This is a genomic window from Nonomuraea sp. B208, from assembly GCF_057536035.1.
Genome location: NZ_BAAJOU010000028.1, coordinates 689,237 through 706,072 on the forward strand (window position 1 = coordinate 689,237; position 16,836 = coordinate 706,072).

A 16,836-nucleotide genomic window follows, 5' to 3' on the forward strand; every position below is an offset into this window, starting at 1 on the left:
CCGTGGACCGGTCCGGCACATTGCCGCGAGCCGCCGTTCCCGGGTCGCGATCACACCACTGCCGGGGGTAGGGGCAGCCCTACCCCCTCACACCGGACCGCCTGCTCGTCACGCCCGTGCCCGAGGTTCTAGCGTGATGGACATGCGCTCCCTGATGAGGCGTGTCCTTCTGGACACCCGCTACACGTTCGTCGGCTTCCCCACGGCCGTCATCGGCTTCTGCCTCTTGATCGCCGGCTTCTCGGCCGGCGTCGGCACCGCGGTCGTGTGGGTCGGCGTGCCGCTGCTGGCCGGCACGCTGCTGATGGCGCGTGGTTTCGCCGACGCGGAGCGCGGCTGGCTGTCCGACGTGCTCGACCGCCCGCCGGTGCGGCCCCGGTACAAGCCCGCCCCGGCCGGCGCGGGCAGCTTCCGCCGCCTGGTCAACCCGCTCACCAGCGGGCAGTCCTGGCTGGACCTGCTGCACGGCGTGATCAACTTTCCGATCGCGATCGTGTCGTTCGTGCTGACCCTGGTGGCCTGGGCGGTGCCGCTGGCCGCGCTGACGTACCCGATCTACGGGATCGTCACCTCGCGCATCCCCGGCAACGTCGAGCTGCCCGAGCTGCTCGGCCTCGGCGACGGCTACCTCGTCAACTCGGCCTTCTACGTCGTGCTCGGCCTGGCCTTCGCGATGCTCACGCCGGTCCTCGTGCGCGGCGCGGCGCTGCTGCGGGCCTCGCTCGGACGGGCGCTGCTGACCGGCGTGGCCGAGCTGCAGGAGCGCATCAGCGACCTCACCGAGGGCCGCGCCGCCGCCGTCTCCGCCGAGGCGAACGCCCTGCGCAAGCTGGAGCGCGACATCCACGACGGGCCGCAGCAGCGGCTGGTCTCGCTGGCCATGGAGCTGTCGCGGGCCCAGCGCCAGCTCGCCAGGGACCCGGAGGCGGCCTCGGCCACCATCACGTCCGCGATCTCCGCCACCCGCGAGACGCTGGACGAGCTGCGCGCGCTCTCGCGCGGCATCGCCCCGCCCATCCTGTCCGACCGGGGCCTCGCGCCCGCGCTCGCCGCCCTCGCCGGGCGCGCCACCCTGCCCGTGGACCTCGACGTGCAGGTGGTCGAGCGCTACCCGGCGGCCATCGAGAACGCCCTCTACTTCGTCTGCGCGGAGAGCCTCACCAACGTGGCCAAGCACAGCCGCGCCACTGTCTGCACGATCCAGCTCCAGCGCCTCGGCGACGCCCTCATGCTCACGATCGGGGATGATGGGGTCGGCGGCGCGAACGTCGCCAAGGGACACGGTCTCGCCGGGCTGGCCGACCGGCTCCGCGCCGTTGACGGGGAGCTGACCGTACAGTCGCCGGACGGCGGGCCGACGTTGATCGTGGCGGAGGTGCCGTGCGGGTAGTCGTGGCCGATGACGCGGTTCTGATCAGGGAGGGCCTGGTCAGGCTGCTGGAGGAGTTCGGCTTCGAGGTGGTCGCCACCGTCGGTGACGGTGACACGCTGGTCGAGGCGATCGCCGAGCACAAGCCCGACGTGTCGGTGGTCGACGTGCGGATGCCGCCGTCGTTCACCGACGAGGGGCTGCGCGCGGCGGTCGAGGCACGACGCAGGGTGCCGGGCGCTCCCGTGCTCATCCTGTCGCAGTACGTCGAGGTCTCCTACGCAGACGACCTGCTCGCCGATGCCCGTGGCGCCGTCGGCTATCTGCTGAAGGACCGGGTCGTCGACGTGGACGAGTTTCTGGAGGGCCTGCGGCGGGTCGCCGCGGGCGGGACCGTGTTCGATCCACAGGTGGTGTCCCAGTTGATGGTACGCAGACGCAAGGACGACCCGCTGGCGCAGCTCACGCCCCGCGAGCGGGAGGTGCTCGGGCTGATGGCCGAGGGGAAGTCGAATCCGGCCATCGGGCGGCAGCTCGTCATCAGCGACGGGGCGGTGGAGAAGCACATCAGGAGCATCTTCAGCAAGCTCGGCCTCTACGCGGAGGACGCCGACCAGCATCGCCGGGTGCTCGCCGTCCTGGCTTACCTGCGCTCCTGACAGGCGTGCCGCCCGTCTCCGGCCCCTCTGCCCCTCGGCCGGCCCGCCGGTGAAGAGCGGGGCGGCTCGCCGCTCTTCCGGCCCCTCCGCGGCCTGGTCGAAGGGTCGTTGGCCGGTCCGCGCGACGCCCCGCGCGGACCTGGCCGCCCTACCTAGCCGAGCGCCTCGACCAGCTTCTTGCGCTGCTGGGCGCCCAGACCGCCGAGGCGGCGCTTCTCGTCGACGCCCGCCTCCTCCATGAGCGCGGTGGCCTTGGCCGGGCCGACACCCTTGACGGCCCGCAGGGCCTGGGACACCTTGATCTTCTTCGCGATGTCGTCGTCACGCTCCAGGAGCTGGGAGAAGGTCAGCTCGCCGGCCTTGACCTTGGCCAGCAGGGCCGTACGGGCGGCGCGGGCCTCGGCGGCCTTCGCCAGAGCCGCCTGCCGCTGCTCGGGGGTGAGAGTGGGAAGTGCCATCTCTGTTCTCTCCTCGGGGAGTTTGGGTTCGGGTCTTTGTTACCCGTGGTGCAGTGGCTAATCATTGCGGATGCCGGGGGTTCTTGTTTGCGGAAAGCTCCCGCTCAGCGCCATCTTCGGGCTGTGTCGTCACTCAGGAGGGGGCCGCGGGCGTCCGCTCCGGCCGCCCGGCCGCCCGCCAGGCGATCTTGCCCGCCGCCCCCTCGTACCCGGCTGGTGGCGACCTCTCGGGGGGCTGCCGGGCTCGCCCGCCGGTGGGGCAGCGGTGAAGTGGCTGCGCGGGGCGGCGAAGCGGAGAGCTGCGCCCGTCCCCGGGACCTGTCCGAGGGCTCGCAGAACCCCGATGACCTGCGACGATGTGACCGCTCGGTCGGTCGGCCCGGCTCGGCGGCGAGCGGCTGGGTCGGGCGCGGCCTCCTGTCCGGTGACGGGGGAGTGGCGGCGCGATCGGCGACGGCCGGAGCCCGGACCATGATTGTTCCGCTCCCCGGCCTTCTCCGGGCCGCGCCCGCTTCCCGCAAGATCACCTGACGGGGGCTGGAAGACGGGCCCTACGGTGTCTTTTCCGCCTTTGACGTGGAATTCATCACATTCGGCGGATCGGGCGTGTCGCGGGCCTGGTCAGGGTGGGCTCCCGCGCCACCCGCCGAGTCCTTCCGGCGTCAGGAAGGCGTCGAAGACCGACTCCATCGCGCCGAGGAGCGCGCCGCGCCAGCCCAGGGCCGAGCTCTCGATGCGGGGCGGGGCCTCGCGGCGGATCGCCATCAGGTACGGCTCCGCCGCCGCCCGCAGCGTCTCGCCCGCCCGCTCGTACAGCTCGACGCCGTGGCCCGAGAGCGTGACGGCCTCGGGGTCGTGCGCGTTCACCAGGGCGGCGATGCCGCGGCCCAGGGCGCGGGCGTTCGCGGCCACCGCCTTGCTGCTCGTCGCCAGCACCCGCTCGGCCTGCTCGCGGCCCCGTCCGCCGCCGTGGGCCAGGCCGGCGTGGCGCAGGAGCGCGTTCGCGCCGACCTCCGTGCTCCAGCAGCCGAGCGCGCCGCACGGGCAGGGCCGCTCGCCGCCGGTGAGCGGCATGTGGCCGAACTCCGCGCCGGAGCCCGCGGCGCCGCCGAGCGGGCGCCCGTCCACGACCAGCACGCCGCCCAGGTCGAAGTCCACATGCAGGTGCAACCCCACCCGCACCCCCCGCAACCGCCCCCGCCGCGCCTCCGCCAACGCCGCGAACGCGGTGTCATTCCCCACGAACAACGGCACCCCCCGCCCCCCGCCCCCGCCGAGAACCGCCGCGGCCCTCCGCAGGGAGGGGGGACCGGAGGGGCGAGGGGCGTCGGCCGAGCCGTGCCCGCTCTCCGCTAGCTCGCTGAGGGTGAGGGCGTCGGCGGGGCCGGGGCCGGCGGTGAGGAGGTGGGGGACGTCGACGGCGTGCCAGGACAGGTGGGCGATGTCGACGAGGCCGCCGTGGCGGACCGGGCCGGCCAGGGCGACGCCTACTCCGACCACGCGGTGGCCGAGCCGCTGGCGTTCTGCGGCCAGGGCCTCGCCGAGGGTGCCGAGCGCGCCCTCCGGGGTGCCGTCGTGGGGCCGTACGGCGAGGACCGTGACCCGGCCGCCCAGTTCGCAGGCCGCCAGTTCCCAGGCGTCCTCGCGCACGTCGGCGGCCAGCGCCACGGGGCCGTGCGGATGGGGGCCCGGCACCTGGGTGGGGCGGCCCCTGGCGTGTTCCCTGGCGGGCTCCTCGTGGAGCAGCTCGTCCTCCAGCAGGCCGGCGACCAGCACGGACGCGGTTCCACGGGCCAGGCCCAGGTCGCGGGTGAGCTGGGAGCGGGTCAGGGTGGCGCCGCCCTCGTGCACGGCACGCAGCAGCCGGGCCCGGTTGTGGGCACGCAGCTCACCGCTCGTCGTCGCCCCGTTCATGCCGTCGCCCCGCTCACGCCCTGGCTCCGTTCACGCTGTCGCCCGTCACGCCCTGGCTCCGTTCACGCGGTCTCCCGTCATGCTGCATCTCCCGTCATGCCGTCGCCCGTCACGCCCAGGCCCCGTTCGTGCCGTCGCCCGTTCGTGCCGTCGCCCGTTGGCGCCGTGGCTTGGTTCGCCCCTGGCCTCGGTCGTCTTGTGGCGGCGTTCATGGCGTGGCTCCGTTCGGCTGTGGCTTCGTTGACGGGGACAGTTTATGCTCTAGGCGTGAACAAAAGCCTCATTGATGCCAGGCGTGCTCGTGTCGGAGTTTTCGGATTCTTCGTCTTCGCCGGATTTGTGATGGGTCTGTGGGCGGCCGGGCTGCCCTCGCTCAACGACCGGCTCGATCTCGGCCCGCGCCTGCTCGGCACTGTCCTGCTGCTGATCTCGGGCGGCGCGCTGGTGTCGATGCTGGCCGCCGGGCCGCTCGTCGACCGGTACGGCAGCCGCCGCGTCTGCTGGATCGCCGGACCCCTGTCCGCCCTGGCGCTGCTCGGCCCCGCGCTGGCCCCGTCGTACGCGACGCTGGCCGCGCTCGCCGTGGTGTTCGGGATCGGGCTCGGCGCCTGCGAGGTCGCCATGAACGCCCATTCCGTCGAGGTCGAGCGCGCCTACGGGCGGCCGATCATCTCGGCCTTCCACGGCACGTGGAGCCTCGGCGGGGCCGCGGGGGGCGCGCTGACCGCGCTGTTCCTGCGGGCCGGGGTGGACCCGCAGCTCGTGCTGGTGGTCGCGGCCGTGGTCGTGGCGCTGCTGTACCTTCCGGCGGCGCGGCTGCTGCTGCCGTCCGCCCCGGCGAGCCCCGAACCGGCGGCCCCCGGCGAGGCGAAGGGCGGGACCGGTGGCTCGCTCACGTGGGGGCTCATCGCGCTGCTCGGTCTCGCCGCCTTCGCCGGCCACCTGAGCGAGGGGGCGGCCATCGACTGGGCCGCGCTGCACGCCCGCTGGGTCCTCGGCACCGACCCGGCGGCGGCCCCGCTGGCGTACACGATCTTCTCCGTCGCGATGACCACCGTGCGGCTGCTGGGCGACCCGATCCGGGCCAGGCTCGGCTCGGTGCGTACGATCCAGCTCGCGGGGCTCCTCGCCACCGCCGGGTACGCGCTCGTCCTGCTCTCCCCGCTCGTCCCGGAGGGCCTGCGGGTGGCGTGCGCGTGGACCGGCTGGGCGCTGGCCGGCGTGGGACTGGCGACCGTGGTGCCGGTGCTGTTCAGCGCCGTCGGCGCGGCCGGGGAGCGGGTCGGGCGGGCGCTCGCCATGGTCACCGCCTTCGGCTACAGCGGCCTGCTGCTCGGGCCCGCCGTGCTGGGCTACGTGGCGGACGCGGCGTCGCTGCCGGTCGCGCTGATCATCCCGGCGGCGCTGGCCGCCGTGGTCACCCTCGCCGGCGCCCCTGCCATCCGCTCCCTCCTGCGCGTCTCGCCCCCGGCGTCCACCGCCCCCGTCCCGGAGCCCGCCCGGGACTGACGCCTCGGATATGTAGATGATCGGTATATATTGATCACATGCGACAGATGCAGGAGCCGACCTTCCTGATCCTCACCGCGTTGGCCGCCGGCCCCCAGCACGGGTACGGCGTCATCACCGACGTGGAACGCATCTCCGAAGGCCAGGTCCGGCTCCGCGCCGGCACCCTGTACGCCGCCTTCGACCGCCTCCAGGAGGAGGGCCTGATCGCCGAGGACCGGGAGGAGATCGTCGACGGCCGGGTGCGCCGCTACTACCGGCTGACCGGCGACGGCGCCACGAGGCTGGCGGCCGAGGCCGAGCGGATGCGCAGGCACGCCAGGGCGGCCACGGCCCGCCTGCGCGCGCTCGGGGCGGGAGGAACGGCATGAGCTCCCTCGAAAGCCGCTACCGCCGCCTCCTCGCCGCCTACCCCCGCGACCACCGGGCGCGGCACGAGGAGGAGATGCTCGGCGTGCTCCTCGCGGGGGCGCGGCCCGGCCAGACCCGTCCCCGTCCGGCCGACGTGGCCGACCTGCTCTGGGGTGCGCTGCGCGTCCACGGGCGGCGGGCCTTCGGCCCGGTCTCCGCGCCGGCCTGGCGTGGCGGGGCGGCGCTCGCTGTGGCGCTGTGGCCGTTCCTGATGCTGGCCGGCGCGCTGGCGACCGAGCTGCTCCAAACGGCCGTGAGCGTGGGCAACGTGGGGGTCGCCGCGGTGGCGCGGCCGTTCCGGATCCTGCTCGTGGCTCAGCCGATCATCTCCGCGGCCCTGCCGGTGCTGGCCGTGCTGCTCGGCCGGCGGTGGATCGCGGTGCTCGGCGTGGTCGCGTTCGTGCTCCCCCAGACCCGCGGCCCCGCTCTCCTGGATCTGGACGCGCTGCTGCTCCCGAACCACGGCCCGGTCCTGCTGGCCCAGCTCGCGGCCGTCGCCATCGCGTTCGTGCCCGCCGCGCACCGCGCGATCGCGGTCGTCCCCTGGCGCGCGTTCCTGCTGTGGGGGCCGCTCGCCGTGGCGGGGCTGGCCATGAGCAAGGCGATCGTGCGCTGGGTGGACGTGATCGCCCATCACGACCTGGTGACCTGAAAGCCCGTGCCCTGGCTGGTCGTGGTGGGGCTGGCGGCGGGGTGGGCGTGCGGGTCGCCCGTGGGGCGGCGGGCGGCGCTGGTGCTGTTCCTGCCGGCGGCGGCCCTGGGGGACCTCGGGGACCTGCCGTCGGTGCCCGCCGCCACGGCGCTCGCCCAGATCGGGTGCGCGGCCCTGGCCTTCGCCGCCACGGCCGCCCTGGCCCTGAGGAGAGGGGCCGGTCGCTGAGCCGCCGCTCGGTTTGCGTTTCACCCCTCTGACCTGGTGTTATTCGATCGTGACTTGACCTGCGAGTTACGTACGGGTTTCATGTCCCCCACGCCGTAAACGTTTACAGAAGCAAGATCGTAAACGTTTACACCGATGGAAGGACTACCTTGGCCGACGGACCCACGATCAACACGATCGCCGCGCGCGCCGGTGTCTCGATCGCCTCCGTCTCGCGGGTGCTGAACGGCCTGCCGACCAGGCAGGAGACGGTGCGCAAGGTGATGGCGGCCGCCGACGAGCTGGGCTACGTGCGCAACGCCGTGGCCAGGTCGCTCAAGTCCCGCCGCACCCATCAGGTCGCCTTCGCCATGGCCGACGTCGGCAACCCCGCCTACCTGGCGATGCTGCGCGAGATCCAGCCCGTGCTGAAGGCCGCGGGCTACCGGCTCGTGCTGCACTCCACCGACGCCGTCGCCGCCGACGAGATCGACGTGCTGCGCAGCCTCGGCGAGCGGTACGTGGACGGCCTCATCATGAGCCCCCTGCGGGTCACCGACGCCCACCTGGAGACGCTGGCCGCCGCCCGCGCGCCGGTCGTGATCATCGGCCAGGTGCCCGAGGGCACGCCCGTGGACAACGTACGGGCCGACTCCCGCACCGGCGTCCGGCTCGCGATCGACCACCTGCACGCGCTCGGCCGCCGCCGCGTCGCCATGGTCAACGGCCCGCTCGACACCGTGCCCGGCGCCGCCCGCGGGGCCGGCTACCGGGAGGCGCTGGAGGCGGTCGGCCTGCCGTACGACGAGGACCTGGTGCAGATCGCCGACTTCTACCGGCCCGAGGGGCGGCGCGCGGTCGCCGAGCTGCTGGCCCGCCGCCCCGACGTGGACGCGCTCATGTGCGCCAACGACCTCATCGCGCTCGGCGCGCTCGACGTGCTGCGCGACGCGGGCCGCCGGGTGCCGGAGGACGTGGCCGTGGCGGGCATGGACGACACCGACCTCGCCGCCGCCTCCTGGCCCTCGCTCACCAGCGTCTCGCTCGGCTCGGCCGAACGCGGCCGGGTCGCCGCCGAGCTGCTGCTGGAACGGCTGAACGGCGGCGAGCGCGAGCCCCGGCGGGTCACCGTCCCGCCCCGGCTCGTGGTGCGCGCCTCCACGGCGGGCGAAGGACACTGCGGCGAGGGCCACGGCACCGAGGGCCACGGCACCGAGGGACACGGCACTGAGGGGAGCGGCGCGTGACCGCCACCGCGACCAGGCCCGCGCCGCCGCGCCGGCCGCACGCCCGCCCCCGCGGCCTGTCCCGCCAGACCCGCGAGATGTGGCTGCTCATGCTGCCCGCGCTGGTGCCGGTGCTGCTGTTCAGCGTCGGCCCGCTGCTGTACGGCATCGCGCTCGCCTTCACCGACGCCCGCAACACCCGTAACCACGAGACGAGCTTCGTCGGCCTGGAGAACCTGTTCGAGCTGCTGACCGCCGAGGACTTCTGGTCCTCCTTCAGGATCGGCGCGATCTGGTCCGTCTCGGTGACCGTGCTGCAGTTCCTGGCCGCGCTCGGCCTGGCGCTGCTGCTCAACGAGAACCTGCGCTTCCGCGGCGTGGCCAGGGTGCTGGCCGTGGTGCCGTGGGCGATGCCCCCGGTCGTCATCGGCCTGATGTGGAAGCTCGTCTACCACCCGGACGCCGGCATACTCAACGCCCTGCTCGGCACGCACGTCAACTGGCTGGCCGACTTCTCGCTCGCGCTGCCGGCGATCATCGTGGTCGGCGTCTGGACCGGCATGCCGCAGACCACGGTCGTGCTGCTGGCCGGCCTCCAGGGCATCCCGCGCGAGCTGTACGAGGCCGGCGAGGTGGACGGCGCGAGCCGCTGGCGGCGCTTCTGGAACATCACGCTGCCGCAGCTCCGCCCGGTGATCGTGGCGATCACCTCGCTCGACTTCGTGTGGAACATCAACCAGTTCGGCCTGGTCTACGTGCTCACCCAGGGCGGGCCGGGCGGCCAGACGCGGCTGCCCATGCTGTTCGCCTACGAGGAGGCGTTCCGCTACCGCTTCGCCGGCTACGCCTCGATGCTCGGCCTGGCCATGGCGATCGTGGTGCTCGCGGTGCTCGGGCTGTACCTGTGGCGCCAGATGAGGGAGACCCGATGAGACGCTTCTCGCAGTACGCCGCGCTCGCCGCGTACGTCGTCTTCCTCGCCTTCCCGCTGCTCTGGCTGCTGTCGACGGCGCTGAAGACGCCGCAGGAGATGGCGCTGGCCGATCCCACGTGGATCCCGCGCGAGCCGACGCTGTCCAACTTCACCGACGCCTTCGGGGAGCAGGACCTGGTGGGCGCGGCGGTGCGCAGCCTCGGCGTGGCGCTGGCCGCCAGCCTGATCACGGTGCTGATCTCGCTGCCGGCCGCCTACGCGATGGCCCGTTACCGCGGCCTGGTCAACAAGATCGCGATCGGCTGGGTGCTGGTCAGCCAGGTGTTCCCGTTCATCCTGATCATCATCCCGCTCTTCATGATCCTGCGGGACCTGGACCTGGTGAACACGCTGCCCGGCCTGGTGGTCGTGCACGTGACGTTCACGCTGCCGTTCGCGTTGTGGATGCTGCAGGGCTACGTCCGCGCGGTGCCGCGTGAGCTGGAGGAGGCCGCGGCCGTGGACGGCGCGAGCCGGCTGCGCTCGATCGCCTCGGTCGTCGCGCCGCTGCTCGCGCCGGGCGTGGTGGCCACGCTGCTGTTCGCGTTCATCTCGTCATGGAACGAGTTCATGTTCGCCCTCGTCATCCTGCAGAACCCCGACGTCATGACGCTTCCCCTCACGCTGGTGCGCTTCACCGGCCCCGAGGGGGTGGCCAGGCTCGGCCCGCTGGCAGCGGCGTCGCTCATGGCGACGATCCCGAGCTTGATCTTCTTCTCAATCATCCAGCGGCGACTGAAGTCCGGCCTGATGGCCGGCGCCGTGAAGGGCTAGGAGGCTCACATGCGTATCAGGTCCGCTCTGGCGGCGGCCGCCATCGTGGCGCTCGCCGGCGCGTGCGGCAGCGGAGGCGGCGACGGCGGCAGTTCCTCGTCGTCGTCCTCCTCCGGCGAGCCGGTCAAGATCAATTTCCTCAGCCTGGCCTGGCAGAAGGAATCCGTCGCCGCGAACAAGCAGATCGTGGACGAGTGGAACAAGGCCAACCCGAACATCCAGGTCACCTACGTCCAGGGCAGCTGGGACAACGTCAACGACCAGCTCGTCACCCAGTTCGCCGGCGGCACCGCGCCCGACGTCATCCACAACGACTCGCCCGCGCTGTCCGGGTTCGCCGCCGACGGCTATCTGCTCGACCTCAAGGACAAGGTGCCCGCCGAGCTGAAGAGCGACATCCCGCAGTCCGCCTGGGACACCGTCACCTTCGACGACGGCAAGGGCGGCCAGGGCGTGTACGGCGTGCCGTTCCTGCAGGAGTCGCAGGTCATCATCGCCAACAAGAAGCTGCTCGACGCGGCCAAGGTGCGCGTCCCCACCGCCGACAACCCGTGGACGTGGGACGAGTTCTCCGCGGCCGCCAAGAAGATGACCAAGGACGGCACCTTCGGCGTCGCCTGGGCCATGAAGTCGCCGGTCAACAAGACGCTCAACCTGGCGCTGAACTTCGGCGGCACGTTCTTCCAGACCGCCGACGGCAAGACCACGGTCAAGGTCGGCCCTGAGGAGCGCGAGGTGCTCCAGCGCATCCACGACCAGCTCCACAAGGACAAGTCCGCCGACCCCGCCGCGCTCGGCCAGGGCACCGCCGACCCGCTGCCCGCCTTCTACAAGGGCAAGTTCGCGCTGCTGCCGGCCGGCGTGTTCCTGCGCCAGCAGGTGGCCGAGCAGGCGCCCGACGGCTTCGAGTGGGTCACCCTGCCCGGCCCGAAGGGCACCACCGCCCAGCAGGGCGCGGTCTCGCAGACGCTGTCCATCGCCCAGGACAGCAAGCACCCCGAGGAGGCGATGAAGTTCATGGCCTTCTTCCTCAACGGCCCCAACCAGGCCAAGCTCGCCAAGGGGGACTGGCTGCTGCCGACCTCCCAGGCGGCCGCCTCCGACCCGGCGATCACCACCGAGGAGAACGGCTGGGACGTGGCCACCGCCTCCGTCAAGAACCTCGTCGTCGCGCCGTTCCTCAAGGTGAACGGGTTCGACGAGTGGAAGAGCAAGGTCGCCACGCCGGTGCTGCAGGAGTACTTCGCCGGCAAGATCACCCTCGACGACGCGGCCAAGCGGCTCGTGGACGAGGGCAACAAGGTCCTGGAGCGGTACCAGCGGTGACCTCCTACCGGGAACGGGCCCGGGGGTGTCTGCTCGGCCTCGCGGCCGGCGACGCCCTCGGGGCCCCCGCCGAGAACCTGACGCCGGCCGAGATCCGGCGGCGGTGGGGCCGGCTCACCGAGATCGAGGGCGGCGGCACCGACGACACCGAGTACGCCATCTTCGCCGCCTCGCTGCTCAGGCGGCACGGCCACGGGCTGACCCCCGAGCTGGTCGCGCGGGCGTACCGGGAAGAGATCATCCCCAGGGTGGACGGGCCGATGCGCGGCGCCGGGTTCTCGGAGCTGGGCACCGTCGAAGCGCTTCGACGCGGGCTGGAGCCACCGCTCACCGGGCTGGTCCACTCCCACGGCTGGTCCGACGGGCTGGCCATGCGCGCCGCCCCGTACGGGATCTTCTGCCCGGGCGACCCGGCGGAGGCGGCCCGGCTGGTGGAGCAGGACGGGCTGGTGAGCGGGTCCGGCGAGGGCATTCTCGGCGGCCGCGCGGTCGCGGGGGCCGTGGCCGCCGCGATGAGCGGCGCCGAGCCCGAGGACGTCGTGGACGCCGCGCTCGCGGTGATCCCCGGCGACTCGTGGACCGCCAGGAACATCCGCCGCGCCCGCGCGGTCCTTCGCGACGCGGCGCCGGACGATCTCGAAACGGCGCTGCACGAGGCCGTCGTCGTCCGGCACTACCCGTGGACCGACCTCGCCCCGGAGGCCGTCGCGCTCGCGCTGGCCGCCTTCCTGGCGGGCGGCGGCGAGGTGGAGGCGGCGGTGACGTTCGGGGTGAGCCTCGGACGGGACGCCGACACCATCGGGGCCATCGCCGGGGCCGTCAGCGGCGCGCGGCAGGGCGAGAGCGGCGTGCCCGCCCGCTGGGCGGCCAGGATCGGGCCGGTGACCGGCAAGTGCCTGCCCGTCGTGGCGGGACGGCACGTGCTGGACACTGCTGACGAACTCGCCGACGAACTCGCCGGTCCGCTGACCGGCGAGCCCGCGGAAGGACGGTGACCGACATGTCGGGGGACAGGATCAGAGGAGCCGTCGCCGGGCTCGCCGTCGGTGACGCCGCGGGCTGGCCCGCGAGCCGGCACCGCGCGGCCCTGCACGCGCCCTGGAGCAGGCGGCTCCACCGGGAGCTCGACGCCTTCGCCGAGGAGCACCGGGTCACGACGCTGCCGGTGCCGTTCGCGCTGAACCAGCCGACCGCGCCGCTCGCCGTCGGCCCGTCCGACGACGCCGAATGGCTCGCCTGGACGTTGCTGACCGCCGACCGGCCGCGCGCCGCGGCCTTCCGCGAGCTGATCGGCAAGGACCTGCGGGCGCGTGTCTCGGTGCGGACCGCGCTCGACAACCTGGAGCGGGGCGTCGAGCCGCCCGCGTCCGGGCACGACAACCCGCACCACTTCGACGACGCCGCCGCGGTCCGGGCCGTCGCGTTCGGGGTCCTGGGGAGGGACCCGTCCGACGACGCGCAGGTCACCAACGCCGGGGACGGCGTGCTCGGCGCGCGGGCGATGGCCGCCGCCGTGACCGCGGCCGTGGCCACCGGTGACGTGGCGCGGGCGGTGCGGGCGGCGCTGGACGTGCTGCCCGAGGGCACCGCGATCGGGCACAACGCCCGTCTCGCGCTGGGCGCCGCCGAGCGGGCGGGCGAGGCGTTCGCCGCCGTGCCCGCACTGGACGCGGCGCTGCTCGACCACGTCTACAGCTACGGCGTGGGCGCCGCGCAGACGGTGCCCGCGGCGCTGGCGCTGGCCGCGGCCTCCGGGGGCGACCTGACCAGGGCCGTGCCCGCGGCGGCGTGCCTGGCCGCGCTGGCCGACTCGGCGCCGGCGCTGACCGGCGCGCTCACGGGGGCCTGCGGCGGCTTCGAGGCGATCCCGGAGGGGTGGACCGCCTCGGCCCGTACGCTGGCAGGCTGTTGCCTGCCGGAACTGGCGGGCCAGGATCTGATGGAACTGACGAAAGGACTCGCATGACGCCGCTTGAGGACAGGGCGACCGGCTGCGTGGCGGGGGCGGCGGTCGGCGACGCGCTGGGCGGCGCCACCGAGGGCTGGACCCCCGAACAGATCGTCGAGCGTTACGGCGGGCGCGTGGAGGGGATCGTGCCGCCGTACAACGACGACTGGCGCAACGCCCGGCCGATCGCGCCGTACCACAAGGGCGACGGCCACATCACCGACGACACCCTCATGACGCACGCGCTGATCCGCGTCTACGAGAAGGCCGGCCGCCACCTCGACGCCTACGCGATGGCCGAGCACCTGGTGCCCGAGCTGATGGGCGAGCGGCGCTGGATCCCCGAGCTGGAGGCCGAGGCGCTGCCGCTGCAGCGGATCTTCCTGGCCGAGAAGTGGATCGTGGCCCGGCTGCACTACGGCCACGCCGACCCGCGCGAGGCCGGCGTCGGCAACATCGTCAACTGCGGCGCCGCCATGTACGTCGCCCCCGTCGGCATCGTCAACGCCGCCGACCCCGACGCCGCCTACGCCGAGGCGATCGACCTCACCGGCGCCCACCAGTCCAGCTACGGCCGCGAGGCCGCGGGCGTCATGGCCGCCGCCGTGGCCGAGGCCATGCGGCCCGGCGCCACCGCCGACTCCGTGGTGTCCGCCTGCCTGCGCCTGGCCAAGGACGGCACCAGGGCCGCCATCGAGGCGGTCTGCGAGGCCGCCTCCGGGCTAGGGCACTGGGAGGGCTCGTTCGAGACGCTGCGGGCCGCCGTGCGCCCCTACGACACGGTCGCCGACACCTACCGCGACCAGGGCCTCGGCGCGCGGCGGCCGAGCCGCGTGCACAGCATCGAGGAGCTGCCGCTGGCGCTCGGCATGCTGGTGATCGCCAAGGGCGACTACCGCGAGACCGTGCTGGGCGGCGTCAACTACGGGCGCGACGCCGACTCCATCGCTTCCATGGGCGGCGCCATCGCGGGCGCGCTCGGCGGGCTCGCGGCGGTGCCGGCGGAGTGGGTGGAGCAGGTGGGGGCGGCGAGCCGTACGGACCTGGTGGCTCCCGGCCGCGCCATCGCGGCGGTCGCGCGCCGGGTGCGCGCGGGCGACCAGGAGCGGCGGCGGGCCGCCGAGGCCGCCTTCGCCGAGCTGGACCACCCGTGATCCGCCTCACCTGGGTGCAGCCGGAGGACCTGGTCGGGCACGAGCTGCGCCAGGCCGCCGAGGACGGCCGCGACCCCGCCCGGGTGCGCGCCGTCGCGGAACGCTGGCACGCGGCGGGCGGTCACGACGCCCCGCCGCGCGCCGGCGCGTCCGAGGCGGGCGCGGCGCGGCTGCGCGGCCTGGCCGAGGAGCTGCTGGACGAGCTGGCCGCGCTCCCGTCGCCCCTGGAGGAGCCGTCGGAGCTGGCCGACATCGCCGCCGCCTGCCCCGCCTGGCCGGACGCCCGCCCTGGCGGCACGGCCGACCCGGAGCGGGTGCTGGCGGCCTGGCAGGGCCGGGCGGCCGGGTGCGTGCTCGGCAAGCCCGTGGAGAAGATCCCGCGCGCGGGCATCAGGGAGATCGCCGAGGCCACCGGCAACTGGCCGATCCGCGGCTGGTTCACCGCCCGCGGCCTGCCGGACGACGTCGCGCGCCGCTGGCCGTGGAACCGCCGCAGCGCCGTCAACTCCCTCGCCGAGAACATCGACGGCATCCCCGAGGACGACGACCTCAACTACCCGCTGCTCGCGCTGACCGTGCTGGAGCGCCACGGCCGCGGCTTCACCACTGAGGACGTGGCCCGGCTGTGGCTGGACGAGCTGCCGGCCGGGCGCACGTTCACGGCCGAGCGGGTGGCGTACCGCAACCTGCTGGACGGTGTCGAGCCGCCCGCGACGGCCACCCGGCGCAACCCGTTCCGCGAGTGGATCGGCGCGTTCATCAGGACGGACGTCTACGGATGGGTCAACCCGGGCGATCCGGCCACGGCCGCCGAGTACGCCTGGCGCGACGCCCGGCTCACCCACACCGCGAACGGGATCTACGGGGCGATGTTCGCCGCCGCGATGTGCGCGGCCTCGCTGACCGCCGGTTCGCCGGAGGAGGTCGTCGAGGCGGGCCTGTCCGTCGTGCCGCCGGGCTCGCGCCTGCACCGCGCCGTGCGCGAGGCCGTCGCGGACGCCGCCCGCGAGCCGGACTTCGAGCGCGTCGTGGACCGGCTGCACGAGCGGCACGGCGCGCTCCACTGGGTGCACACCATCCACAACGCGGCCCTGGTCGCCGCGACCCTCGTCCACGGGCGGGGCGACTTCACCGCCACGATCGCCGGAGCCGTCGCCGGCGGCTGGGACACCGACTCGGCGGGCGCCACCGCCGGCTCGATCTGCGGCGCGCTCGCCGGGGACGTGCCGGAGCGGTGGCGCATCCGCGACAGCCTGGCCAGCAGCCTGACCGGGTTCGACGGAGTGAGCCTCGGCGAGCTGGCCCGGCGTACTCAGGAGATGATGCAGGCATGATCTCGGTTTTCGGCAGCGCCAACATGGACCTCGTCGCCTACGTCGCCCAGGCCCCCGCCCGCGGCGAGACGGTCACCGGCCACCGCTTCCGCACCGTGCCCGGCGGCAAGGGCGCCAACCAGGCCGTCGCCGCGGCGCGGGCCGGGGCGGAGGTGGCCTTCCTGGGGGCGGTCGGCGACGACGGGTTCGGCGCCGAGATGCGCGCCGCGCTGGCCGCCGCCGGGGTGGACGTGCGCGGCCTGCGCCAGGTGCCGGGGCCGAGCGGCATCGCGCACATCGTCGTGGACGACGACGGCGGCAACTCCATCATCGTGGTCCCGGGCGCGAACGGCACCGTCACCGGACCCTCCGAGGCCGACCTCGCGGCCATCGCCGGGTCGCGGGCGCTGCTGCTCCAGCTCGAACTGCCGCTGCCCGCCGTCGTGGCCGCCGCCGAGGCCGGGCGGGCCGCCGGCGTCCCGGTCGTGCTCACGCCCGCGCCCGCGCAGCCGCTGCCCGGCGAGCTGCTCGACGCGGTCACGCTGATCGTCCCGAACGAGCACGAGGCCGCCGCCATCACCGGCGCGAGCGGCCCGGACGCCGCCCTGGACGCCCTGCTGGAGCGGGTCGAGGAGGCCGTCATCACGCTCGGCGGCGCGGGCGCGCTCTACGGGTCGCGCTCGGGGGAGCGGCTGCGGGTGCCGGCCGCCGAGGTCAAGGCGGTGGACACCACGGCGGCCGGTGACACGTTCGTGGGGGCGCTGGCGGTGGCCCGCGCCGAAGGCCGGCCCATGGCCGACGCCCTCCGCTTCGCCACGGCGGCGGCGGCGCTGTCGGTGCTGCGCGAGGGCGCCAGCACCTCGATGCCGCACCGGCACGAGATCGAGGACTTCCTGGCCTGACGCCGCGCCGCCGCGAAGCGGTGGAGCGGCGATACGGGGGA

General features: G+C 74.1%; 17 protein-coding genes. 15 read left to right on the plus strand and 2 right to left on the minus strand.

Going from position 1 to position 16,836, the window contains the following annotated elements; all coding sequences use genetic code 11:
• The first annotated feature begins 154 nt into the window (after positions 1-154).
• Complete coding sequence (locus tag AC27IY_RS39470; protein ID WP_364444965.1) at positions 155-1,390, plus strand: sensor histidine kinase; 1,236 nt, start codon at positions 155-157, stop codon at positions 1,388-1,390.
• Positions 1,381-2,028 (plus strand): response regulator transcription factor, encoded by a 648-nt coding sequence (locus AC27IY_RS39475; protein WP_091082631.1) that lies wholly within the window; start codon positions 1,381-1,383, stop codon positions 2,026-2,028. Before AC27IY_RS39470 ends, AC27IY_RS39475 begins: the two co-directional genes overlap by 10 nt.
• A 152-nt stretch (positions 2,029-2,180) precedes the next feature.
• On the opposite strand, the gene mihF is transcribed toward AC27IY_RS39475, so the two are convergent.
• On the minus strand, positions 2,181-2,486 hold the full coding sequence (gene mihF / locus AC27IY_RS39480) for an integration host factor, actinobacterial type (RefSeq protein ID WP_020547234.1): 306 nt from the start codon (positions 2,484-2,486) through the stop codon (positions 2,181-2,183).
• Between the two features lie 621 nt (positions 2,487-3,107).
• Entirely contained in the window at positions 3,108-4,400 is a 1,293-nt protein-coding gene (locus tag AC27IY_RS39485; RefSeq protein WP_487181123.1) for an ROK family protein, read from the minus strand.
• 210 nt (positions 4,401-4,610) lie between these two features.
• On the opposite strand from AC27IY_RS39485, the gene AC27IY_RS39490 reads away from it, so the two are divergent.
• The 13 genes from AC27IY_RS39490 (at position 4,611) to rbsK (ending at position 16,795) form a co-directional block, all read left to right on the plus strand.
• A complete protein-coding gene (locus AC27IY_RS39490) occupies positions 4,611-5,909 on the plus strand; it encodes an MFS transporter (protein ID WP_487181124.1) in 1,299 nt (432 codons plus the stop codon).
• Positions 5,910-5,947: 38 nt separating this feature from the next.
• Positions 5,948-6,280 carry a PadR family transcriptional regulator gene (locus tag AC27IY_RS39495; RefSeq protein ID WP_344218197.1) on the plus strand — a complete coding sequence of 111 codons (333 nt, stop codon included), beginning with the start codon at positions 5,948-5,950 and terminating at the stop codon, positions 6,278-6,280.
• Complete coding sequence (locus AC27IY_RS39500; protein WP_487181125.1) at positions 6,277-6,972, plus strand: hypothetical protein; 696 nt, start codon at positions 6,277-6,279, stop codon at positions 6,970-6,972. The genes AC27IY_RS39495 and AC27IY_RS39500 overlap by 4 nt, the downstream gene beginning before the upstream one ends.
• A 6-nt stretch (positions 6,973-6,978) precedes the next feature.
• Positions 6,979-7,200 (plus strand): hypothetical protein, encoded by a 222-nt coding sequence (locus AC27IY_RS39505; protein ID WP_487181126.1) that lies wholly within the window; start codon positions 6,979-6,981, stop codon positions 7,198-7,200.
• A gap of 149 nt (positions 7,201-7,349) precedes the next feature.
• A complete protein-coding gene (locus AC27IY_RS39510; protein ID WP_487181127.1) occupies positions 7,350-8,426 on the plus strand; it encodes a LacI family DNA-binding transcriptional regulator in 1,077 nt (358 codons plus the stop codon).
• Positions 8,423-9,337: a carbohydrate ABC transporter permease gene (locus AC27IY_RS39515; protein ID WP_364444975.1), complete on the plus strand. Its 915-nt coding sequence runs from the start codon at positions 8,423-8,425 to the stop codon at positions 9,335-9,337. Before AC27IY_RS39510 ends, AC27IY_RS39515 begins: the two co-directional genes overlap by 4 nt.
• A complete protein-coding gene (locus AC27IY_RS39520) occupies positions 9,334-10,152 on the plus strand; it encodes a carbohydrate ABC transporter permease (RefSeq protein ID WP_449945586.1) in 819 nt (272 codons plus the stop codon). The genes AC27IY_RS39515 and AC27IY_RS39520 overlap by 4 nt, the downstream gene beginning before the upstream one ends.
• A 9-nt stretch (positions 10,153-10,161) precedes the next feature.
• Positions 10,162-11,478 (plus strand): ABC transporter substrate-binding protein, encoded by a 1,317-nt coding sequence (locus AC27IY_RS39525; RefSeq protein ID WP_449945584.1) that lies wholly within the window; start codon positions 10,162-10,164, stop codon positions 11,476-11,478.
• Positions 11,475-12,473 carry an ADP-ribosylglycohydrolase family protein gene (locus tag AC27IY_RS39530; RefSeq protein WP_487181128.1) on the plus strand — a complete coding sequence of 333 codons (999 nt, stop codon included), beginning with the start codon at positions 11,475-11,477 and terminating at the stop codon, positions 12,471-12,473. The genes AC27IY_RS39525 and AC27IY_RS39530 overlap by 4 nt, the downstream gene beginning before the upstream one ends.
• Positions 12,474-12,478: 5 nt before the next feature.
• Positions 12,479-13,444, plus strand: a complete 966-nt coding sequence (locus AC27IY_RS39535) for an ADP-ribosylglycohydrolase family protein (protein WP_449945580.1) — start codon at positions 12,479-12,481, stop codon at positions 13,442-13,444.
• The gene (locus AC27IY_RS39540) at positions 13,441-14,580 is read left to right on the plus strand and encodes an ADP-ribosylglycohydrolase family protein (protein ID WP_364444982.1); all 1,140 of its coding nucleotides are present in this window, start codon (positions 13,441-13,443) and stop codon (positions 14,578-14,580) included. Before AC27IY_RS39535 ends, AC27IY_RS39540 begins: the two co-directional genes overlap by 4 nt.
• Complete coding sequence (locus AC27IY_RS39545; RefSeq protein WP_487181129.1) at positions 14,577-15,914, plus strand: ADP-ribosylglycohydrolase family protein; 1,338 nt, start codon at positions 14,577-14,579, stop codon at positions 15,912-15,914. The genes AC27IY_RS39540 and AC27IY_RS39545 overlap by 4 nt, the downstream gene beginning before the upstream one ends.
• Positions 15,911-16,795, plus strand: a complete 885-nt coding sequence (gene rbsK, locus AC27IY_RS39550) for a ribokinase (protein WP_487181130.1) — start codon at positions 15,911-15,913, stop codon at positions 16,793-16,795. The genes AC27IY_RS39545 and rbsK overlap by 4 nt, the downstream gene beginning before the upstream one ends.
• Positions 16,796-16,836 lie beyond the last annotated feature (41 nt).